This window comes from Coriobacteriia bacterium (assembly GCA_018368455.1).
In the GTDB taxonomy this organism is placed as follows: domain Bacteria; phylum Actinomycetota; class Coriobacteriia; order Coriobacteriales; family UMGS124; genus JAGZEG01.
The window spans coordinates 50721-67190 of the sequence record JAGZEG010000014.1 but is presented as its reverse complement, the minus strand read 5'-3'; the positions used below and the strand labels follow the sequence as shown (position 1 = coordinate 67190).

Below are 16470 nucleotides of genomic sequence, written 5' to 3'. Positions count from 1 at the left end.
GTGGGGCTCGACTGGGTATAATCCCGCAAGACCCGCCTGGGTGCGGGCCGGAGGCGCGCGGCACGGGTGGCCGGCGCATGACATGTCCCCAGAGGAGGGCCTGTTTCCATGAGCAGCAACGACAGCACGCCGCTGAGCGACGAGGAGCGCGAGGAACTCGAGGCACTGCGCGCCCAGCAGGCCAAGCTCCAGCAGGCTGCAGCCGCGCAGCAGCAGCGCGATGAGCTCGAGCGTCTGCGCAAGGCACAGAAGTATGCCAAGGAAGACGCCGAGTACTATGCCGAGAAAGCACGCAAGAAGGCGGAGCGCGAGAAGGCGCGGGAGCATCCCGACTACTCGGCTGACGACGTGCCGCCCATGCCGGCAAAGCAAAAGATCGTGCTCGCCGTGTTCGCCGTCATGGCCGTGTTGCTCGTTGGCTACCTCATCTGGTTCAACACGGCAGGCAAGAGCGCGGCCGATGACGGGACGGCACCGGCTGGCGACGGCGTTGTTGCATCACAGGCGGCAGACGGTTCTCTGGCATCCGACGCTGCGTAGCGCCTGAACGAGATAGCTCGCTTCACGCCCGGTGACCGAACCTGCTGGTCGGTCGCCGGGCGCTTGCATATGGTGAAGAACGTGCTGAGGAGGCACCGCTTGATGACTGGCGCGAGTGAGATGGCATCGCAGACCGCGACCGGGTACGCACCGAACGGCTCGTCGACGATCGGCCTGCTGACCGACCTGTACGAGATCACGATGGCCGAGGGCTACTGGCGAAACGGCATGGCGGGCGGCGAGGCCTGCTTCACGGCGTTTTTCCGCGAGAATCCCTACCACGGCGGCTTCACGCTCGTATGCGGCACGGGCCAGCTGCCTGAGATGGTCGAGCGCTTCCGCTACTCTGCCGAGGACATCGCGTACCTGCGCTCGCTGCAAGCCCCTGGCGGCGGCCCCATGTTTGGTGGCGACTTCCTCGACTGGCTGGCCGACTGGCGCCCGCGCCTGACGATCGACGCGCTGCCCGAGGGAGAGCTCGCGTTTCCGCACGAACCCGTTGTGCGCGTCATGGGCCCGCTCATCGACTGCCAGCTCATCGAGGCGCCGCTGCTCAACCTCGTGAACTTCCAGACGCTCGTCGCCACGAAGGCCGCCCGCGTCTGCCTGGCCGCCGACGGGCGCCCCGTCGCTGAGTTCGGCCTGCGCCGAGCCCAGGGACCCGACGGAGGCCTGTCGGCCTCGCGCGCCACGTATGTCGGCGGGTGCTCGTCGACGTCCAACGTGCTGGCGGGCAGCCGCTTTGGCGTGCCGGTGTCGGGCACGCACGCGCACGCCTGGGTCATGGCCTTTCCCGACGAACTGACGGCGTTTCGCGCCTATGCGCAGGCCAACCCCAAGAACTGCGCGCTGCTCGTTGACACATACGACGTCGTGACCGGCGTGCGCAACGCCATCACGGTCGGCCACGAGATGGAGGCGCGCGGCGAGCACCTGAGCTCCATCCGCATCGACTCGGGCGACCTGTGCGCGCTGTCGAAGCGCGCCCGCGCCATGCTTGACGAGGCCGGGCTGCCCGACGTCAAGATCGTGCTCTCAAACGACCTGGACGAGGACCTCATCCAGTCGCTGCTGTCGCAGGGCGCCGCCGTCGACGCGTTCGGCGTCGGCACGAAGCTGACGACCTGCGCCGGCCAGCCGTTCCTCGCGGGCGTCTACAAGATGTCGGCGAAGCGCGCGTCGCGCGACGAGCCGTGGCAGCCCGTCATCAAGGTGAGTGAGCAGGTGTACAAGCGCACGATTCCCGGCATCCAGGACGTGCGCCGCTTCTTCGCCGCCGACGGACACCCCGTCGCCGACATGATCTGCGAGCAGGACTACCCGCTTGGCGCGCCGGCCAGCATCGTCGACGTTAACGACCCTCTGTTGACAAGCGAGCTCGAGGGCCTCGAGGAGAGGCGCATGCTCGTGACGCTCGTGCGCGACGGCGAGCCGGTCGCGGGGGCGTGGGACGGGCTGGAGGCGTCGCGGGACCGAGCGCGCGCGTCGCTGGCGGCGCTGAGCCCCTCGTGCAAGCGCTTCCTCAACCCGCAGGTCTACCCCGTGGGCATCGAGCGCGGTCTCGCCGAGCTGCGCGGCCGCATGATCGCCGAGGCGCGCCAGGCCGCCGGCGGCCGCACGTGGCGCTAGGAAGCCACAGACAGCCTTTCGTTGTGGGGCGCCCCCGTCTGCTTTGCGTGCGATGGGGGCGCCCCACCGTCTTTATGGGGTTGCTCGCGCGTACAATAGCCGGCATATGTCTAGCACCACGCCATCGACGCGTGTGCGTGCCGGTTGTCTGCCTGCCACAGACCCGACACGCCGAGGAGAAAGGCCGTCCCCACCCATGAGCTGCCCCACGACTGACCAGCAGAGCGGCGCCCGCGCCGTCGATTCGCAGGCCTTCGACGACGCCGGCATGCGCGCCCGCATCGCGGGCCTCGTGCGAGCCGCGCTGTCCGCCGCTGCCGCCGCAGGCGAGCTTCCCGAGATCGACGCGCCCGACCTGGGCATCGCCCGACCGGCCGACCCGGCCAACGGCGACTGGACGTCGACGGTCGCCATGCGCTGCGCCAAGGCAGCCCACCGCGCCCCGCGCGACGTCGCCGCGGCCATCGTGGCTCACCTGCCGGAGGATCCCTGCGTCGCGGGCGTCGAGGTGGCGGGCCCCGGCTTCCTGAACATCCGCCTCGTGCCGGGCGCCGTCAGCGGCGTGTTCGGCCAGGTCCGTCGCGAGGGTGCCGACTTCGGCCGCTCCGACGCCGGCCGAGGACGCTCCGTCAACGTCGAGTTCGTCTCCGCGAACCCTGTGGGCCCCATGCATGTCGGCCACGGCCGCTGGGCCGCCCTAGGCGACTCGCTGTGCCGCGTGCTCGAGCATGCCGGCTGGAACGTGACGCGCGAGTTCTACATCAACGACGCTGGCAGCCAGATGGACGTGTTCGCCCGCTCCATCGAGAAACGCTACCGCCAGCTGTGCGAGCTCGTGGCCGGCGGCAAGACGGCCGATGAGGCCTGTGCCGCGCTCGAGGCCGACCGCGAGGCTGCACTCGATGACCCGGACAACGAGCGTCCCGAGACGCACCCGCTCACGGCCGACTTCGCCGGCGAGCTCGGGCCCGACTCGTACGGTGGCGGCTACATCATCGACATCGCCCGTCACTTCTATGACGCCGACGGCTCGTCCTGGCTGCAGCGCGACGCCGCCGAGCGCACGCATGAGTTCCGCGAGCAGGGCTATGCGCTCATGCTCGCCAACATCAAGGACGTTCTCGAGCGTTGCGGCACGCACTTCGACGTGTGGTTCTCCGAGCGTACGCTGCACGCTGCCGACGAGGGCGGCGCCACGGCCATCACGCGCGTGTTCGACACGCTGCGCGACGAGGGGCGCCTCTACGACAAGGACGACGCGCTGTGGTTCCGCTCGACGGACTTCGGCGACGACAAAGACCGCGTGCTCGTCAAGGCGAACGGCGCCTACACGTACTTCGCGGCCGACTGCGCCTACCACGCCAACAAGTTCTCGCGCGGCTTCGACCGCTGCATCGACATCTGGGGCGCTGACCACCACGGCTACGTGCCGCGCATGCAGGCGCTCGTGTCGGCCATCGGCCACGAAGGCAAGCTCGACGTCCTGCTCGGCCAGCTCGTCAACCTGCTGCGTGGCGGCGTGCCGGTGCGCATGAGCAAGCGCAAGGGCACGATGGTGACGTTCGAGGAGCTGCTCGAGGAGGTCGGCGCCGACGCGACGCGCTTCATCCTGCTGTCGCGCTCCAGCGACCAGACCATCGACTTCGACATCGAGGTCGCCACGCGCCAGAGCGCGGACAACCCCGTGTACTACGTGCAGTACGCCCACGCGCGCATCTGCTCCATCCTGCGCAAGGCGGCCGGGCGCGACGACGAGGCCGGCGAGCTCGACATGGACGCGCTGGCCGCGGAGCTCATCGGCGACGACGCGGACCTCTCGCTGCTCACGGACCCCTCCGAGCTGGCCCTCGCGCGTCACATCGCTGGCTTCGGCGACGTCGTGGCGGGCTGCGCGGCCGACATGGCGCCGTTCCGCCTGACGCACTACGCCACGGACCTCGCGGCGGCGTTCCACGCCTTCTACCACAACTGCCACGTGCTCACCGATGACGCCGCGCTCAGCAAGGCGCGCCTCGCCGCCTGCGACGCCTCCCGCCGCACGCTCGAGCTGGCACTGGGCCTCGTCGGCGTCAGCGCGCCGCAGCGCATGTAGGATCCTCCGGCGCGGGCGCTGTCGCCCACCCGCACGTTCGAGCACCTGAGAGAAAGAGGGCCCCATGGCTCAGCGTACCGTCAACATCGGCCTCATCGGTCTGGGTACCGTCGGCGGCGGCTTCGTTCGCCTGCTGCAGCGCAACCACGACCGCTACGTCGAGTCTTACAGCGTCGACCTGCACCTGCAGCGCGCGTGCGCCCGCAGCGCGCGCCACGCCGACGAGCTGGGCCTCGAGCCCGGCGTGTTCACGACGGACTGGCACTACGTCGTTGCCGACCCGGCAGTCGACATCGTCGTCGAGCTCGTGGGCGGCATGCACCCCTGCTTCGAGATCCACCAGGCGGCCTTTGCGGCGGGCAAGCACGTCGTGACGGCGAACAAGGCCACGCTCTCGCACGAGATGGGCAACCTGGCTGGCATGGCGCACGACCACGGCGTGCAGCTCAAGTGCGAGGCCGCCGTCGCGGGTGGCATCCCCATCGTCGAGTCACTTGAGCACGCGCTGGCCGGCAACCGCATCCTGACGATCGCTGGCATCGTCAACGGCACGACAAACTACATGCTGACGCGCATGGAGCGCGAGGGGCTGTCGTTTGACGAGGTGCTGGCCGACGCCCAGCGCCTGGGCTATGCCGAGGCCGACCCGACGGCCGACGTCGATGGCCTGGACGCGGCCGCCAAGATCGCCATCCTGGCGACGATCGGCTTCAACACACGCGTCACGATGGACGACGTGTCCGTCATTGAGGGCATCCGCAACATCACGGCGGACGACGTGCGCTACGCCCGCGAGTTCGGCTACGCCATCAAGCTGCTCGGCGTGGCGCGCCAGACGCCGGAAGGCCTCGACGTGCGCGTGCACCCGGCCATGATCGCGCGCGACCACCAGCTCGCCAGCGTCGACGGCGTGTTCAACGCCGTGTACGTTGTCGGCGACGCCGTGGGTGAGACGATGTTCTTTGGCCCGGGCGCCGGAGCGTTCCCGACGGCGAGCGCCGTCATGGGCGACGTACTGGAGCTGGCGACGCCCATTGCGCGCGGGGGCGCCCTGCTGCCTGAGGCCGAGCCGTTCAAGCGCATCGAGGCCATCCGCGATGTCGCGAGCCTGCACGAGAAGTACTACGTGCGCCTGGACTTCGAGGATCGCGCGGGCATCCTCGGCCAGGTGGCCACGATCTTCGCCGAGGCGGGCGTCTCGCTCGAGCAGGTGAGCCAGCCGACGCCGGCCGAGGGCCAGCCTGCCTCGCTCGTCGTCGTGACGCACTCGGCGCAGGAGCGCGACGTGAGCGCGGCGCTCGAGAAGGTGCGGGCGCTGGCCGGTGTCGAGCGTGTGGCGTCCGTCATTCGCGTCGAGGACACGGAGGCGTGGCGCCGCGACGCCATGGCGTAGGTCGAGAAAGGATTCACTCATGGACGAGAGCTCTTCGCTGCCGCCCACGCCGCCCGGCTCAGCGCCCCAGGCCCAGCCGGCTGCCGATCCCGCCCCCTCGGCGAGTGCGGTGCCGCAGCCCGTCGTCGTGCGCGTCGAACAACCCCGCCAGCCGCGCGGCCTCATGATCGCGCTCATCGTGCTGCTCTCGCTTGCGCTGCTGACGTTCGGCTCGTGCGCGCTCATCGGGGGCACGGCCGTCAGGAGCTTTGCTGACCTCGCTGGCTCGTCGCTCGGAGAGACGGGTGACGGCACAGGCCTCGACACGCTCGCGATGGACAGCATCGCTGTCTACCACATGGATGACCAGATCGGCTCCGGCTACATTTCGTCGGAGGAGGTGCGTTCCGTGCTGCGCCAGGCCGAGGACGACCCGAGTGTCAAGGCGCTTGTCGTGCGCGTCGAGTCCCCTGGTGGCGCCGCGTCGGACGGCAGCGAGATCGCGAGCTACATCGACGACTTCTCGAAGCCGGTCGTGTTCTCCGTCGGCTCCTACTGCGCGTCTGCCGCCTATCTGGCGGCGAGCCAGTCCGACTGGATCGTGGCGACGGACATGAGCGAGGTTGGCGCCATCGGCACGATCATCGAGTCCTACAACATCGAGGGCCTGCTCGATAACCTGGGCGTCGAGACGCAGACGGTCAAGTCGGCCTCCATGAAGGACATGGGCTCCATGTCGCGCGCCATGACCGACGAGGAGCGGGCGCTGCTGCAGGACAAGGTCGACCGCGCGACGGAGGCGTTCGTCGAGAAGGTGGCGCAGGGTCGCGGCGTCGACGTCGCCACGGTGCAGGGTTGGGCGAACGGCACGACGTACTTCGGCGAGGAGGCACTCGACATGGGTCTCGTCGACGAGATCGGTACGTATGACGACGCGCTGGCCAAGGCCGCCGAGCTCGCGGGCATCGACGGCGACAGCTATGCCATCGTGAGCGTCGACCCCGAGACCAGCCTGCTTGATGACTTCGGCCTGCTCGGCAGCCTGTTGGGGTAGGGGAGCGCTTTCGAGTACAGCTCACGTACGAGGAGGGCTCCGGACGCAGCCATGCGCTGCCTCCGGAGCCTTCGCTGTTTTTGGAGTGTCTGCGCTTTAGCGCGACGGAGCTCTATAGCCGCGCGAGCACGCCGCGGACGATGGCCTGCATGTCGGCAGCGCCCTCGTCGGCGAAGCGGTTGATGTCCTCGACGCTCACGGGCGTCTCGAGCATGCCGGCCGCCATGTTCGTCGCCAGCGAGAGGCCAAGGCACGGCAGACCCAGGTGGGCGGCCACGATGACCTCCCACACTGTCGACATGCCCACGAGGTCGGCGCCCATGGCGCGGAAGGCGCGGATCTCGGCTGGTGTCTCGAACGAGGGGCCGCTCAGGCCGAGATAGACGCCCTCCTGCAGGTCGTATCCCAGGTCGTGGGCCACCTGCTGGGCGAGAGCGCGCAGCTGTGGGTCGTAGGCGCGCGTCATGTCGGGGAAACGCGGGCCCTCGGCGTCGTCGTTGGCGCCGACGAGCGGGTTCGTCCCCGTCAGGTTGATGTGGTCGGCGATGGCGACGACCTGGCCGGGGTGGTAGGTCGCGTTGATGGCGCCCGTCGCGTTCGTGACGACGAAGGCACCGACGCCGAGACGAGCGGCGACGCGCAGCGGGAACGTGACCTCGAGTGGTGTGTAGCCCTCGTAGGGGTGGAGGCGACCCTGCATGCACAGCACGGGCACGCCGTCGATCGTGCCGGCCACGAAGCGCCCGACGTGGCCCGGCGCCGACGACGTCACCATGTAGGGGAGCTCGCTATAGGGGACGAAGACGGCGCCCTCTACGACGTCGGCCAGGCCCCCCAGGCCCGAGCCGAGCGTGACGAGCGCACGCGGCGCGAACACGAGCGGCAGGCGGGAACGCAGCTCGCCGGCAGCTTCGTCGACCATGCTGCGCAGCGAGGCGACCTGCCCTTGCGAGCGCAGTGGAAACGCCGTGCGCCCCACAGAGCGCCAGGCGCTTGCGACGCCGCTTGCCCCGGCGTGGCCCATGGGCTTGCCGGCAAGCTCGTCCTCGCCGGGCTCAAAGGGCATATCTGCGAACGACATGAGCGACTCCTTTCAGCCAGATGCCGACGCCACGCGGGCGACGGTGGGGACGCTTCCTACCGTCCCAGGGCGGTGCGGATGCGCTGTGTGGCGGCCCTCGTCTTTGCCATGGCGGCCTCGACGTCGATGGTCGGCCAGGCTCCGTCGCGGTAGAGCACGCGTCCGTCGCACATCGTCAGCACGACGTCCGATCCGCTCGCCGAATACACGACGTTGGCTGCCATGTCCGTTGCCGGACACATCCACGGCGTGTCGACGTCGAGCACCGTGAGGTCGGCGCGCATGCCCTCGCGCACGAGGCCACAGTCCTCGCGGCCCTGGGCCAGCGCCCCGGCGCGCGTCGCGGCGAACAGCGCCTGGGGCGGCGTCACGAGCGTGGGGTCGAGCGCGGCCCCCTTGTAGATCGTCGCGAACAGGTATGTGTCGCGCAGCATGTCGTGGGCGTTGTTGCTCGCGACGCCATCCGTGCCGATGGCGACGTTTATGCCGCGCTCCAGCATGGCTCCCACGGGGGCGAAGCCACTGGCGAGCTTCATGTTGCTCGCGGGGTTGCACGCGATGCTTGTGCCGTGAGCGGCCAGGATGTCTAGGTCGTCCGGCGTGCACCACACGCAGTGGGCCGCGAGCACGGGGCTGTCGAGCACGCCGGTCTCGAGCAGCAGGCCCGTCGGCGTCAGGCCGTGGTGGCGCTGCTGGCATTCCTCGTGTTCGGCGCGCGTCTCGGAGACATGGACGTGCACGATGGCACCGTGCTCGCGGGCGGCGTCGGCGACCTGACGATACGTGTGCTCGTTGTTCGTGTACTCGGCGTGCAGACACATGTCAACCTTGATGCGCCCGCCGGCCGCACCGTTCCAGTTCCACAGCGTCTCGTAGGCCTTGGCGTCGTTCGTCTGGGAGAAGTCCTCCTCGCCGAACGCGGTCACGCCGCGCGAGACGTTGCACTTGGCGCCGGACGCGCGCACGGCCTCGCAGCGGGCGTCGTCGCAGAAGTACATGTCCGAGCAGCTGACGCAGCCGAAGCGCGCCATCTCCGCGATGGCCACGAGCGTGCCTGCGTGCACGTCGTCGTCGGTGAGGTGGTCTTCGAACGGGAACACGGCGTCGTTGAGCCACTGCTGCAGGCGCAGGTTCTCGGCATAGCCGCGCAGCAGGACCATCGGCGCGTGGGCGTGGGCGTTCACGAACGCCGGCATGAGCAGCTTGCCGCGGCCGTCGTAGCGCTCGCCAAATGCTGCAGCGAGCCCGGGAGAGGGTTCCTCGGCGCCGACGTAGGCGATGGAGGCGCCTTGCGTGCCGACGAACATGTCGGGCTGGTAGTCGAAGTGCTCGTCGAGGATACCGATGTGGGAGAACAGCATGGGTAGGGCCTGCCTTTCTTGGGGCGGGTGCGCGGGGCTTTTGGGCTGCCTGCTGCCGCCGGGTGTGGTTGGAGGTGTGCTGGCCCCATTGTATCGTTGTGCACCGAATACCCCTCGTAGCAGCCCTGTCTGGGAGGTAGAAAGCGCGGAGAAAGCCGCGCATTCACACAGGCGGCTGGCGTCGGGGTCTGGGCTCTGGTCAAATCCTGCGGTAGTGCAAGGTCTTGCAAAAGTTGCTGCCAAAAATGGGCGCGATTCGCGGCTGTGCGAGGTTTGCGCAGGCTTTTCTCGCGTGAAGAGGGGCTGGCGATATGTCCACAGCCTTTCTACCTGCGGTTTTCTCGGACACGACATGATTTGGTGAGCTGCAGGTCCGCGCAAACCTCGCAGGAACGGAAATCGGGGACAATTCTGGCGCCTCATTTTGCAAGATCTCGCACAACCGAAAATCGGGGCCAGCCAGACAGGACATGCCTGATTTACGCGACATGGGCTATGGATTCACTGAATTATGGTCCATGGCAGGCACGCATATGCTTAGTGACGATTCCGCTTGCTTATGCTTTGGCACTATAGAATATGAAGACGCCTACGATTGGCAATCATAGAGGTGGGATATCGCCAAGGCAGTCGCGGGGTGGGCGGAAAGTAGCTGGAGAGACGCCTCTCCTCTCATCCGGGACGAGCACGGGCACTTTGACCGTGCCTCTCGGTCAGGACGCTCGATTGCGGTTGCGAGCGAGCGGGCTCGCCTGGCGGCTTGAACTCGCGATTCGAGAAGGGACAGCGAATCCCATGGGCATGCGAAGCGCGCAGGATCTCCGTCGACAGCTGGCGGCTATCGACGGACGGGGCTACCCGGCCTATAAGGGCCTGCGCGGGGCCTACGACTTCGGCGACTACGTGCTGTCCATCGATCACGTGCAGGGTGATCCGTTTGCGGCGCCCTCGTCGGTGAGCGTGTGCCTGACGCATCGCCAGGCGGGCTTTCCACGGGCGCTGTTCGATGCGCCCCATCGTCGTGTCGCGTTCGAGGACTTTCTTGTGCGCCGCTTCGCCCGGCAGTCTGCCCGTTGGAGCTTCCGTGCCCAGGGTTCGGGCAAGAGCGGCCTCATCGCGACGAGCCGTCCCGGCCCCGAGGTTCTCGAGCGCTCGGCCTGCACATGCGACGAGCGTGGCATTACGCTGCGCTTCTCCGTGGGCTTCCCCGCGCGTGGCCGCACGATTGACGCCAAGGAGCTTGGCCGTGTGCTCTGCGACTTCGTGCCGCGCTGCGTCGACGGTGCACTGCGCTGCGACCGCGAGGCAGGGCGGGCGGCTCGCGACGTGGCGGACCTCGCCGACGACCAGCGCTTCGTGCGTGGGGAGCTCGAGCGCCGGGGCCTCGTGTGCTTCGTGGCCGACGGCGCAATCCTGCCGCGGGCGAGCGGCGTGTCGAGCGCGCCCCTGCGCGGCGCCCTGCCGTTCCGCTCGCCCGATGAGCTGCGCGTGACGCTCGACCTGCCCCATCGCGGCCCCACGAGCGGTATGGGCATACGTCGGGGCGTGACGCTCGTCGTGGGCGGTGGCTACCACGGCAAGTCGACGCTGCTGCGCGCCATCGAGGCCGGCGTGTACGACCACGTCGCTGGTGATGGGCGCGAGCTCGTCATCACGGACGCCTCGGCCGTGAAGCTGCGCGCCGAGGACGGACGCTGCGTGCACAGCGTTGACATCTCGGCGTTCATCGATGGCCTGCCTGACGGGCGCGACACACGGCGATTCTCCACGCAGGACGCGAGTGGTAGCACGTCGCAGGCTGCCGGGACGGTCGAGGCCGTCGAGGCGGGGAGTCGCCTACTGCTCTTCGACGAGGATACGTCGGCGACGAACTTCATGGTGCGCGACGACCTCATGGCAGCTGTCGTGAGCCCGGATCGCGAGCCCATCACGCCGTTCGTGTCCCGCGTGCGCGAGCTGTACGAGGTGGCGGGCGTCTCGTCGGTCATCGTGGCCGGTAGCTCGGGGGCATTCTTCCCTGTGGCGGACACTGTCATCCAGATGGACGCCTACGAGGCGCACGACATCACCGCCCGCGTGCGCGAGACGTTAGGCGCGCGAGGTATCGAGCTGGCTTCCGGAGTGCGCGAGGTCGGCCATGATGGTTCAGCTGCCGTTGAGCCTAGGGAAGCGCGGCCTGCTACCACGCCCTTCTTTGGCTGGCCCCCGCGCGAACGCTGGCTGAGGAGTGTGCGAGCTGGCGGTTCCTCAGCCAGCGTTCGTGAACCCCTGACGAGTCAGGAGGCTGATGCCGAGGCCGTCGACGCTCGCAGCGGCGCGACACGTCCCCACGGCCGTGGCGCCCGCGGGGGTCGCTCTGACCGCGTGAAAGTGCGCTCTGGTCGCGACGCGCTGCAGGTGGGGGAGGGCTCGGCGGACCTGCGCCTCGTCGAGCAGCTCGTCGACGCCGAACAGACGGCTGCACTTGCGCACATGATGCGCCTGTGCGTCGAGCGCGGCTGGCTGGATGACCTGCCGATTCGCGAGCTTGCAGAGCGTCTCTCCGACGAGGTGGCCGACGGCGGGCTAGTGGCTCTGTGCCCGCACGAGCCGGCGTGCGGCCTGGCCATGCCACGCTTCCAAGAGGTGTGCGCCTGCCTCAGTCGCTGGCGCGTGCGCTCCTGACGCGCCGTCCGCCAGCCCCTCGCGTCTCCGCCACTCCAAAACTGCCTCGAGTGCAGGGTTCTTCGGACCGGACTGTTCGTTTTGACCGTTGAGTGCACGCTTCTTGAAAAGGAGAGGGACCGCTCAGGACCTATCGGCCAACGTCGGTCACTTACGACCTGCGGTTTTGTGCGCGCATCTCGAAGCGCTAGGCTTTGGGGTCGCCTCTCTCGGCGAAGAAACCTGCACTCGACGCTTGTTTTGTGCGGCACGCCCCCAAGAACCCTACACTCGAGCGGGTTCTTGTGCATCCGAGTGCGCCGAGGCGCCCCGGTGGAGCGACATCCTCGCGCACTGTACAAAAAAGCCCCGGTGCCGCTGGGACACCGGGGCGAGGTGCGGGTTATGCGGAGGCGAGTGCCGCTGTCACGGCTTCGAGGATGGCCTTCGACGTGACGGTTGCACCGGAGACCGTGCTCACGCCATCGACGCCGTTGGCTTCGACGATGGCCGCGGGCAGCTGCTCGATGGCCTTCGTGCCGATGCCAGCCGTCTCGGAGTTCTCGCCGACGACGACCTCGGTGATCTTGCCGCCGGATACGGTGACGCTCACGGGCACGTCGCCGCCGATGCCCTTGGCGCTGCCCTCATACGTGCCATCGGCGATGGCGCTCACGTCGGCGGCTGCGGCACCGCCCTCACCGGGGGCGCCGGGCATGCCCGCGGGCTCCTCGGCGGGTGGCTGGTTGGCGGCGTCCTCGGCCGTCCAGTCCGTGACGGGGTTCTTCATCTCGTACGTCTCGACCTTGGAGTTGTCGAGCAGCGAGACGTCTCCGTCGTGGGCGGCGATCATGCCCTCGATGCGGCCGTACACCAGGGCGAACGAGCGGGAGATACCCGGGACCGTCGTGGGATAGCCGCCGGCGAAGCGACCGCCCTGGTTGTTGCCGGCGGCGTACAGGCCCTCGATGACCTGGTTGTTGTCATCGATGACGCGGCCGTACACGTCGGTCATGATGCCGGACGACGACACGAGCAGCGGGCCGGCGTTGTTGAACTTGCACGCGTAGAACGGCGGGTTCTCCAGCGCGTACAGGCAGTTGGCGGCCTTGTAGTAGTCCGTGTCCTCGCCGGCGGAGGCGAGCTCGTTGTAGCGCTGGATGGAGGCGAGCGCCGCCTCCTTGTCCTCGATGTCCGTCGCGGCGATGAGGTCCTCGAGCGTGTCGGCCGTCACGGTCGTGCCTGCCTCAATGGCCTGGTCGATTTGGGCCTGCGAGCCGAAGCCGTCGTTGGACGACAGGCGCTGGTTGTCGCTGTCCTGCAGCTCGTAGATGACCTGTCCGTGGCCGGCACCCATGAGGCCGACCTCCTCGTTCCACTTGGCGTCGAAGAACTGCCACACGTGGTCCTCGTTGTTGACGGCCATCTGGTCCTGGATCTCCTGGCCAGGGATGTCCTCGTTCATGAAACGCTTGCCCTGCAGGTTGAGCATCAGCATCGGCGCGCAGCCCAGCGGGCCGCCCATCGTGTGCGCCATGCCGGCGTGCGGGCCGCCCTCCATGCGTGCGCCGACCCACAGCGCCATCTTGTCGCCGTCGCCCGTGTTGGCCGCGTTTCCGTCGGGATCAGTCGCCGAGTACATGACGGGCAGGTAGTAGTACCACGGCATGTAGTACTCGAACATCTCGTTGTCGCCCGTGTAGTCGCCCGTGCACAGGATGACGCCCTTGGCGGCGTTGAACTTGAGGTAGGCGCCCTCGTACGTCTTGGCGATGAGCGCGCTCACACGGCCGGACTTCTGATCGTCACCGCGCACGAGCTGATAGCCGGCCGTCTGGTAGTACGTCGTGCAGTTGCCCGTCGCTTCTGCGGCCTTGACCATGGCCTCGCCACAGTACGTGAAGCTCTGCGCGCCGCCGAGGCGATACGTCGTCTGCCACGTGCCGTAGTAGGCGTCGCGGGGCTCGTGGGGGGCGGGCAGCGGGTAGCGCTCGGGCTGGATCCAGGCGTAGGCGCCGTTGGGCGTCGGCGTGGCTGTGGCCTCCAGGATGTAGAGATCTTCGAAGCAGTCGCACGCCCAGTCGAACGTGGCACCGGAGTGGCGCAGCCACGTCGTGTAGAGGTCCTGGTTGACCTTCGTCTGCGCGTTGTGCATCAGCTCGTGCATGATGCCCTCGGCGTCGTGGCTGTACTCGAAGCGGTCGGTGAACTGGCTCTCGAACGCGCCCACGTCACCGCCGTTGAACGTAGCTGTGCTGCCCTTCTCGAGCAGGCAGACCTTCGCACCCTCCTGGGCGGCGGCCAGGGCCGCGGCAACACCGGCGGGGCCGGCGCCTACGACGACAACGTCGCAGTCGATCGTCTCGGAGATGTCGGCGTCGGCGACGAGCTCGGGAGCGGTCATGAAGCTCGGCTGGGGCAGGACGTGCTCGCGCACGACGTCGCCCGAGCCGGACGCGTTCGCAGCGGCCGTGGGCTCGGCGGAGGGCGCGGGCGCCTCGGCGGCGGCGTTGGCGGCAGCCTTGGCGCCCTCCTCGGCAAGGGCCGTTGCGGCAGCGGCCGAGAAGGCGACGCCGCTCACGCCCAGGGCGGCGCTGCGCAGGAAGTACCGACGGGTCATGTCACTCATGGGAAACCATCCTTTCGTGGGAGCGCCGGCCGGCCGGAGTGGCAGGCCGGCGCCGCTGATGGACAAGGGAAACGGAGTGAGACTCAACGTTCATGCTCACCCTCACCTCAACGTGCAACATGAACGTGAGGGATTGTGCAAAACAGACTGGTGAAGTGCTGCGTGAAGGGCCGCTCCTATGCGGGCAGGCCTCCGAGGTACGTGCCCAGCGCATATCCGCCCGCAAGCGCGAAGCCGATGGAGGCGCCGTTCATCGGGGCGGTGTACTGCAGCGGGAAGCGTCCGCCAGCGCAGTTGCCCGTCGCGTAGAGCCCCTTGATCTTGTCGAAGCCCTCCGCGTCCATGACCTGCTGGTTGCCGTCGACGAACAGGCCGGCGAACGCGCACATGATGTCGTTGCGGTTCGGCGTGTTGGCGTAGCAGTAGAACGGCGGGTTGTTCAGGGCGATCATGTACGTGGCGTCCTTGCCGAAGTCCTCGTCAGAGCCGGCCTCGCACAGCTCGTTGTAGCGCTCGACCGTTGCGACGAACGTCTCCTGGGCGTCCTCGTCGAGGCCCATACGCACGGCGAGCTCCTCGATCGTGTCGGCCGCGTAGAGGTAGGCGGGGTCGTCGGGGCCGACGTAGGCGGGGCCGCGCTGGATCTTGACGGCGAGGCCGGCATCACCGGCGGCGTACGCCTCGTCCATGGACTGCTGGAGCGAGGCGATGGACTCCTCCGTTGCCTCGGGGTTGAAGTGCTCGAGCGGGTTGACGTCCATATAGGCGGCCACGTTGGCGTCCCACACGTCGTAGATGAAGCCGGCAGGCTGGCGGGCGCCCCAGATGCCGGCAAGCACGCCGCCGCCCGCGTACTCGTCGCCGTAGCGCTCGCCGTACTTGTTGACGCGCAGCACGGGCGTGCCGGCGAGTGGGCTCATCGGCAGGCCGAAGTTGCCGCCCATTGCCGCGCGCGGGCCGATCTCCATCGCGGCGCCGGCCCACAGGCCGAGCTTCTGGCCCTGGCCGCTCCAGCCCTGGCCCGCCAGCTGGTCCGTGGCGGTGTTTGTCTCGGCGACCTCCTGGCACAAGGCGGCGAACATCTCCTTGTCGGCCGAGCAGTCGCCGGCGGCGAGCACGACGCCGATTTTGGCCGTGTACTTGTGGAAGTTGCCGTCCGCGTCCTTGCCCACGACGCCCGTGACGCCCTGCTTGGCGTCTCCGATGAGCACGTAGCCGCTCGTGCCGTAGGCGATGGTGCCGCCGGCGTCCTCGATGGCCTGGCGCTGGGCCGCCATAGCCTTGTTGATGCCGCCACCCCAGCTCGCTGCCGCCGGATAGCTGCAGAAACTGCCGACCTTGTGCTGCCAGCCCTTCGGGGCAGGCCAGGCCTGCGCCATGGGCTGCGCGTCCTCGGGGCACACGGCGATGAGATCGTCGATGGCCGGGCCGCCGTAGACGGCGAAGTCGTGGACGAGCTTGCCCTGGGCGCGGTTGGCGCAGTGCAGCTGCCAGTTGTGCACGAACTCCTCGACGTCGTACTCGGGCACGCCCTGATCGAACTGCCACTGGGAGTTGATGTGGCCGATGGCCTGACCGAGCACCATGAACGTGTCGGGGTCGCCGTCCTGCTGCTCAAGCACGATGACGCGCTTGCCGAGCTCCGCTGCCTTGCGAGCACAGGCGGCGCCGGAGTGACCGCAACCCACGACGACGATGTCGGCCTCGAGCTCCTCGACGAAGCTCTCGGGCATGGCGGGCGCCTCGCCGAGCCACGCGGGGTTCTGCTTGAAGATTGTGGGGACGGTCTCGGTCGCGGTGTCGGAGCCGGCGGGGGCGTCTGCTGGCGCGGAGCCCTTCTCGTCGGCGAGGGCCTGCGAGGCGCCGACGGCGATGCCGGCGACGGCTGCGCTCGCGGCGGCGGCCTTCATGAGGTCGCGGCGCGAGATGGATGCGTTCTCGGTAGCCATGGAAGCTCTCCAATCGTTAGCGTGCGGGGCAGGGGCGCGGGCGGGGATTCGAGTCTTTTCGCCCACAGGCGCTTGACGGCGAGCCCTCCTAAGGGACGCCCGCTTTCGCCACGTGCCCCG

10 protein-coding genes are annotated in these 16470 nt (G+C 68.5%); 6 read left to right on the top strand and 4 right to left on the bottom strand.

Going from position 1 to position 16470, the window contains the following annotated elements; translation table 11 throughout:
* The first annotated feature begins 108 nt into the window (after nt 1–108).
* From KHZ24_09610 to sppA, 5 genes are all read left to right on the top strand, one after another.
* Nucleotides 109–540 (top strand): hypothetical protein, encoded by a 432-nt coding sequence (locus tag KHZ24_09610; GenBank protein ID MBS5451444.1) that lies wholly within the window; start codon nt 109–111, stop codon nt 538–540.
* 120 nt (nt 541–660) lie between these two features.
* Nucleotides 661–2169: a nicotinate phosphoribosyltransferase gene (locus tag KHZ24_09605; GenBank protein ID MBS5451443.1), complete on the top strand. Its 1509-nt coding sequence runs from the start codon at nt 661–663 to the stop codon at nt 2167–2169.
* A 268-nt stretch (nt 2170–2437) separates the two neighbouring features.
* Nucleotides 2438–4261 (top strand): arginine--tRNA ligase, encoded by a 1824-nt coding sequence (locus KHZ24_09600; GenBank protein MBS5451442.1) that lies wholly within the window; start codon nt 2438–2440, stop codon nt 4259–4261.
* Between the two features lie 64 nt (nt 4262–4325).
* Nucleotides 4326–5654 (top strand): homoserine dehydrogenase, encoded by a 1329-nt coding sequence (locus KHZ24_09595; protein MBS5451441.1) that lies wholly within the window; start codon nt 4326–4328, stop codon nt 5652–5654.
* A 19-nt stretch (nt 5655–5673) separates the two neighbouring features.
* On the top strand, nt 5674–6687 hold the full coding sequence (sppA, locus tag KHZ24_09590) for a signal peptide peptidase SppA (GenBank protein ID MBS5451440.1): 1014 nt from the start codon (nt 5674–5676) through the stop codon (nt 6685–6687).
* Nucleotides 6688–6799: 112 nt separating this feature from the next.
* Here the strand turns inward: sppA and KHZ24_09585 are convergent, their stop codons facing one another.
* Both KHZ24_09585 and KHZ24_09580 read right to left on the bottom strand, forming a co-directional pair.
* The gene (locus tag KHZ24_09585) at nt 6800–7609 is read right to left on the bottom strand and encodes a purine-nucleoside phosphorylase (GenBank protein ID MBS5451439.1); all 810 of its coding nucleotides are present in this window, start codon (nt 7607–7609) and stop codon (nt 6800–6802) included.
* 215 nt (nt 7610–7824) lie between these two features.
* Complete coding sequence (locus tag KHZ24_09580) at nt 7825–9129, bottom strand: amidohydrolase (GenBank protein ID MBS5451438.1); 1305 nt, start codon at nt 9127–9129, stop codon at nt 7825–7827.
* 801 nt (nt 9130–9930) lie between these two features.
* On the opposite strand from KHZ24_09580, the gene KHZ24_09575 reads away from it, so the two are divergent.
* A complete protein-coding gene (locus KHZ24_09575) occupies nt 9931–11793 on the top strand; it encodes an ABC-ATPase domain-containing protein (GenBank protein ID MBS5451437.1) in 1863 nt (620 codons plus the stop codon).
* A gap of 382 nt (nt 11794–12175) precedes the next feature.
* Here the strand turns inward: KHZ24_09575 and KHZ24_09570 are convergent, their stop codons facing one another.
* Nucleotides 12176–14401, bottom strand: coding sequence for an FAD-dependent oxidoreductase (locus KHZ24_09570; GenBank protein MBS5451436.1), 2226 nt, complete (start codon nt 14399–14401; stop codon nt 12176–12178).
* A gap of 176 nt (nt 14402–14577) precedes the next feature.
* Nucleotides 14578–16350, bottom strand: coding sequence for an FAD-binding protein (locus tag KHZ24_09565; protein ID MBS5451435.1), 1773 nt, complete (start codon nt 16348–16350; stop codon nt 14578–14580).
* Nucleotides 16351–16470: the final 120 nt, after the last annotated feature.

Coding starts and splice junctions, on each gene's coding strand:
- KHZ24_09610 (MBS5451444.1), top strand. CDS start 109: ATGAGCAGCAACGACAGCACGCCGCTGAGCGACGAGGAGCGCGAGGAA.
- KHZ24_09605 (MBS5451443.1), top strand. CDS start 661: ATGGCATCGCAGACCGCGACCGGGTACGCACCGAACGGCTCGTCGACG.
- KHZ24_09600 (MBS5451442.1), top strand. CDS start 2,438: ATGCGCGCCCGCATCGCGGGCCTCGTGCGAGCCGCGCTGTCCGCCGCT.
- KHZ24_09595 (MBS5451441.1), top strand. CDS start 4,326: ATGGCTCAGCGTACCGTCAACATCGGCCTCATCGGTCTGGGTACCGTC.
- sppA (MBS5451440.1), top strand. CDS start 5,674: ATGGACGAGAGCTCTTCGCTGCCGCCCACGCCGCCCGGCTCAGCGCCC.
- KHZ24_09585 (MBS5451439.1), bottom strand. CDS start 7,609: ATGGTCGACGAAGCTGCCGGCGAGCTGCGTTCCCGCCTGCCGCTCGTG.
- KHZ24_09580 (MBS5451438.1), bottom strand. CDS start 9,129: ATGCTGTTCTCCCACATCGGTATCCTCGACGAGCACTTCGACTACCAG.
- KHZ24_09575 (MBS5451437.1), top strand. CDS start 9,931: ATGCGAAGCGCGCAGGATCTCCGTCGACAGCTGGCGGCTATCGACGGA.
- KHZ24_09570 (MBS5451436.1), bottom strand. CDS start 14,401: ATGAGTGACATGACCCGTCGGTACTTCCTGCGCAGCGCCGCCCTGGGC.
- KHZ24_09565 (MBS5451435.1), bottom strand. CDS start 16,350: ATGGCTACCGAGAACGCATCCATCTCGCGCCGCGACCTCATGAAGGCC.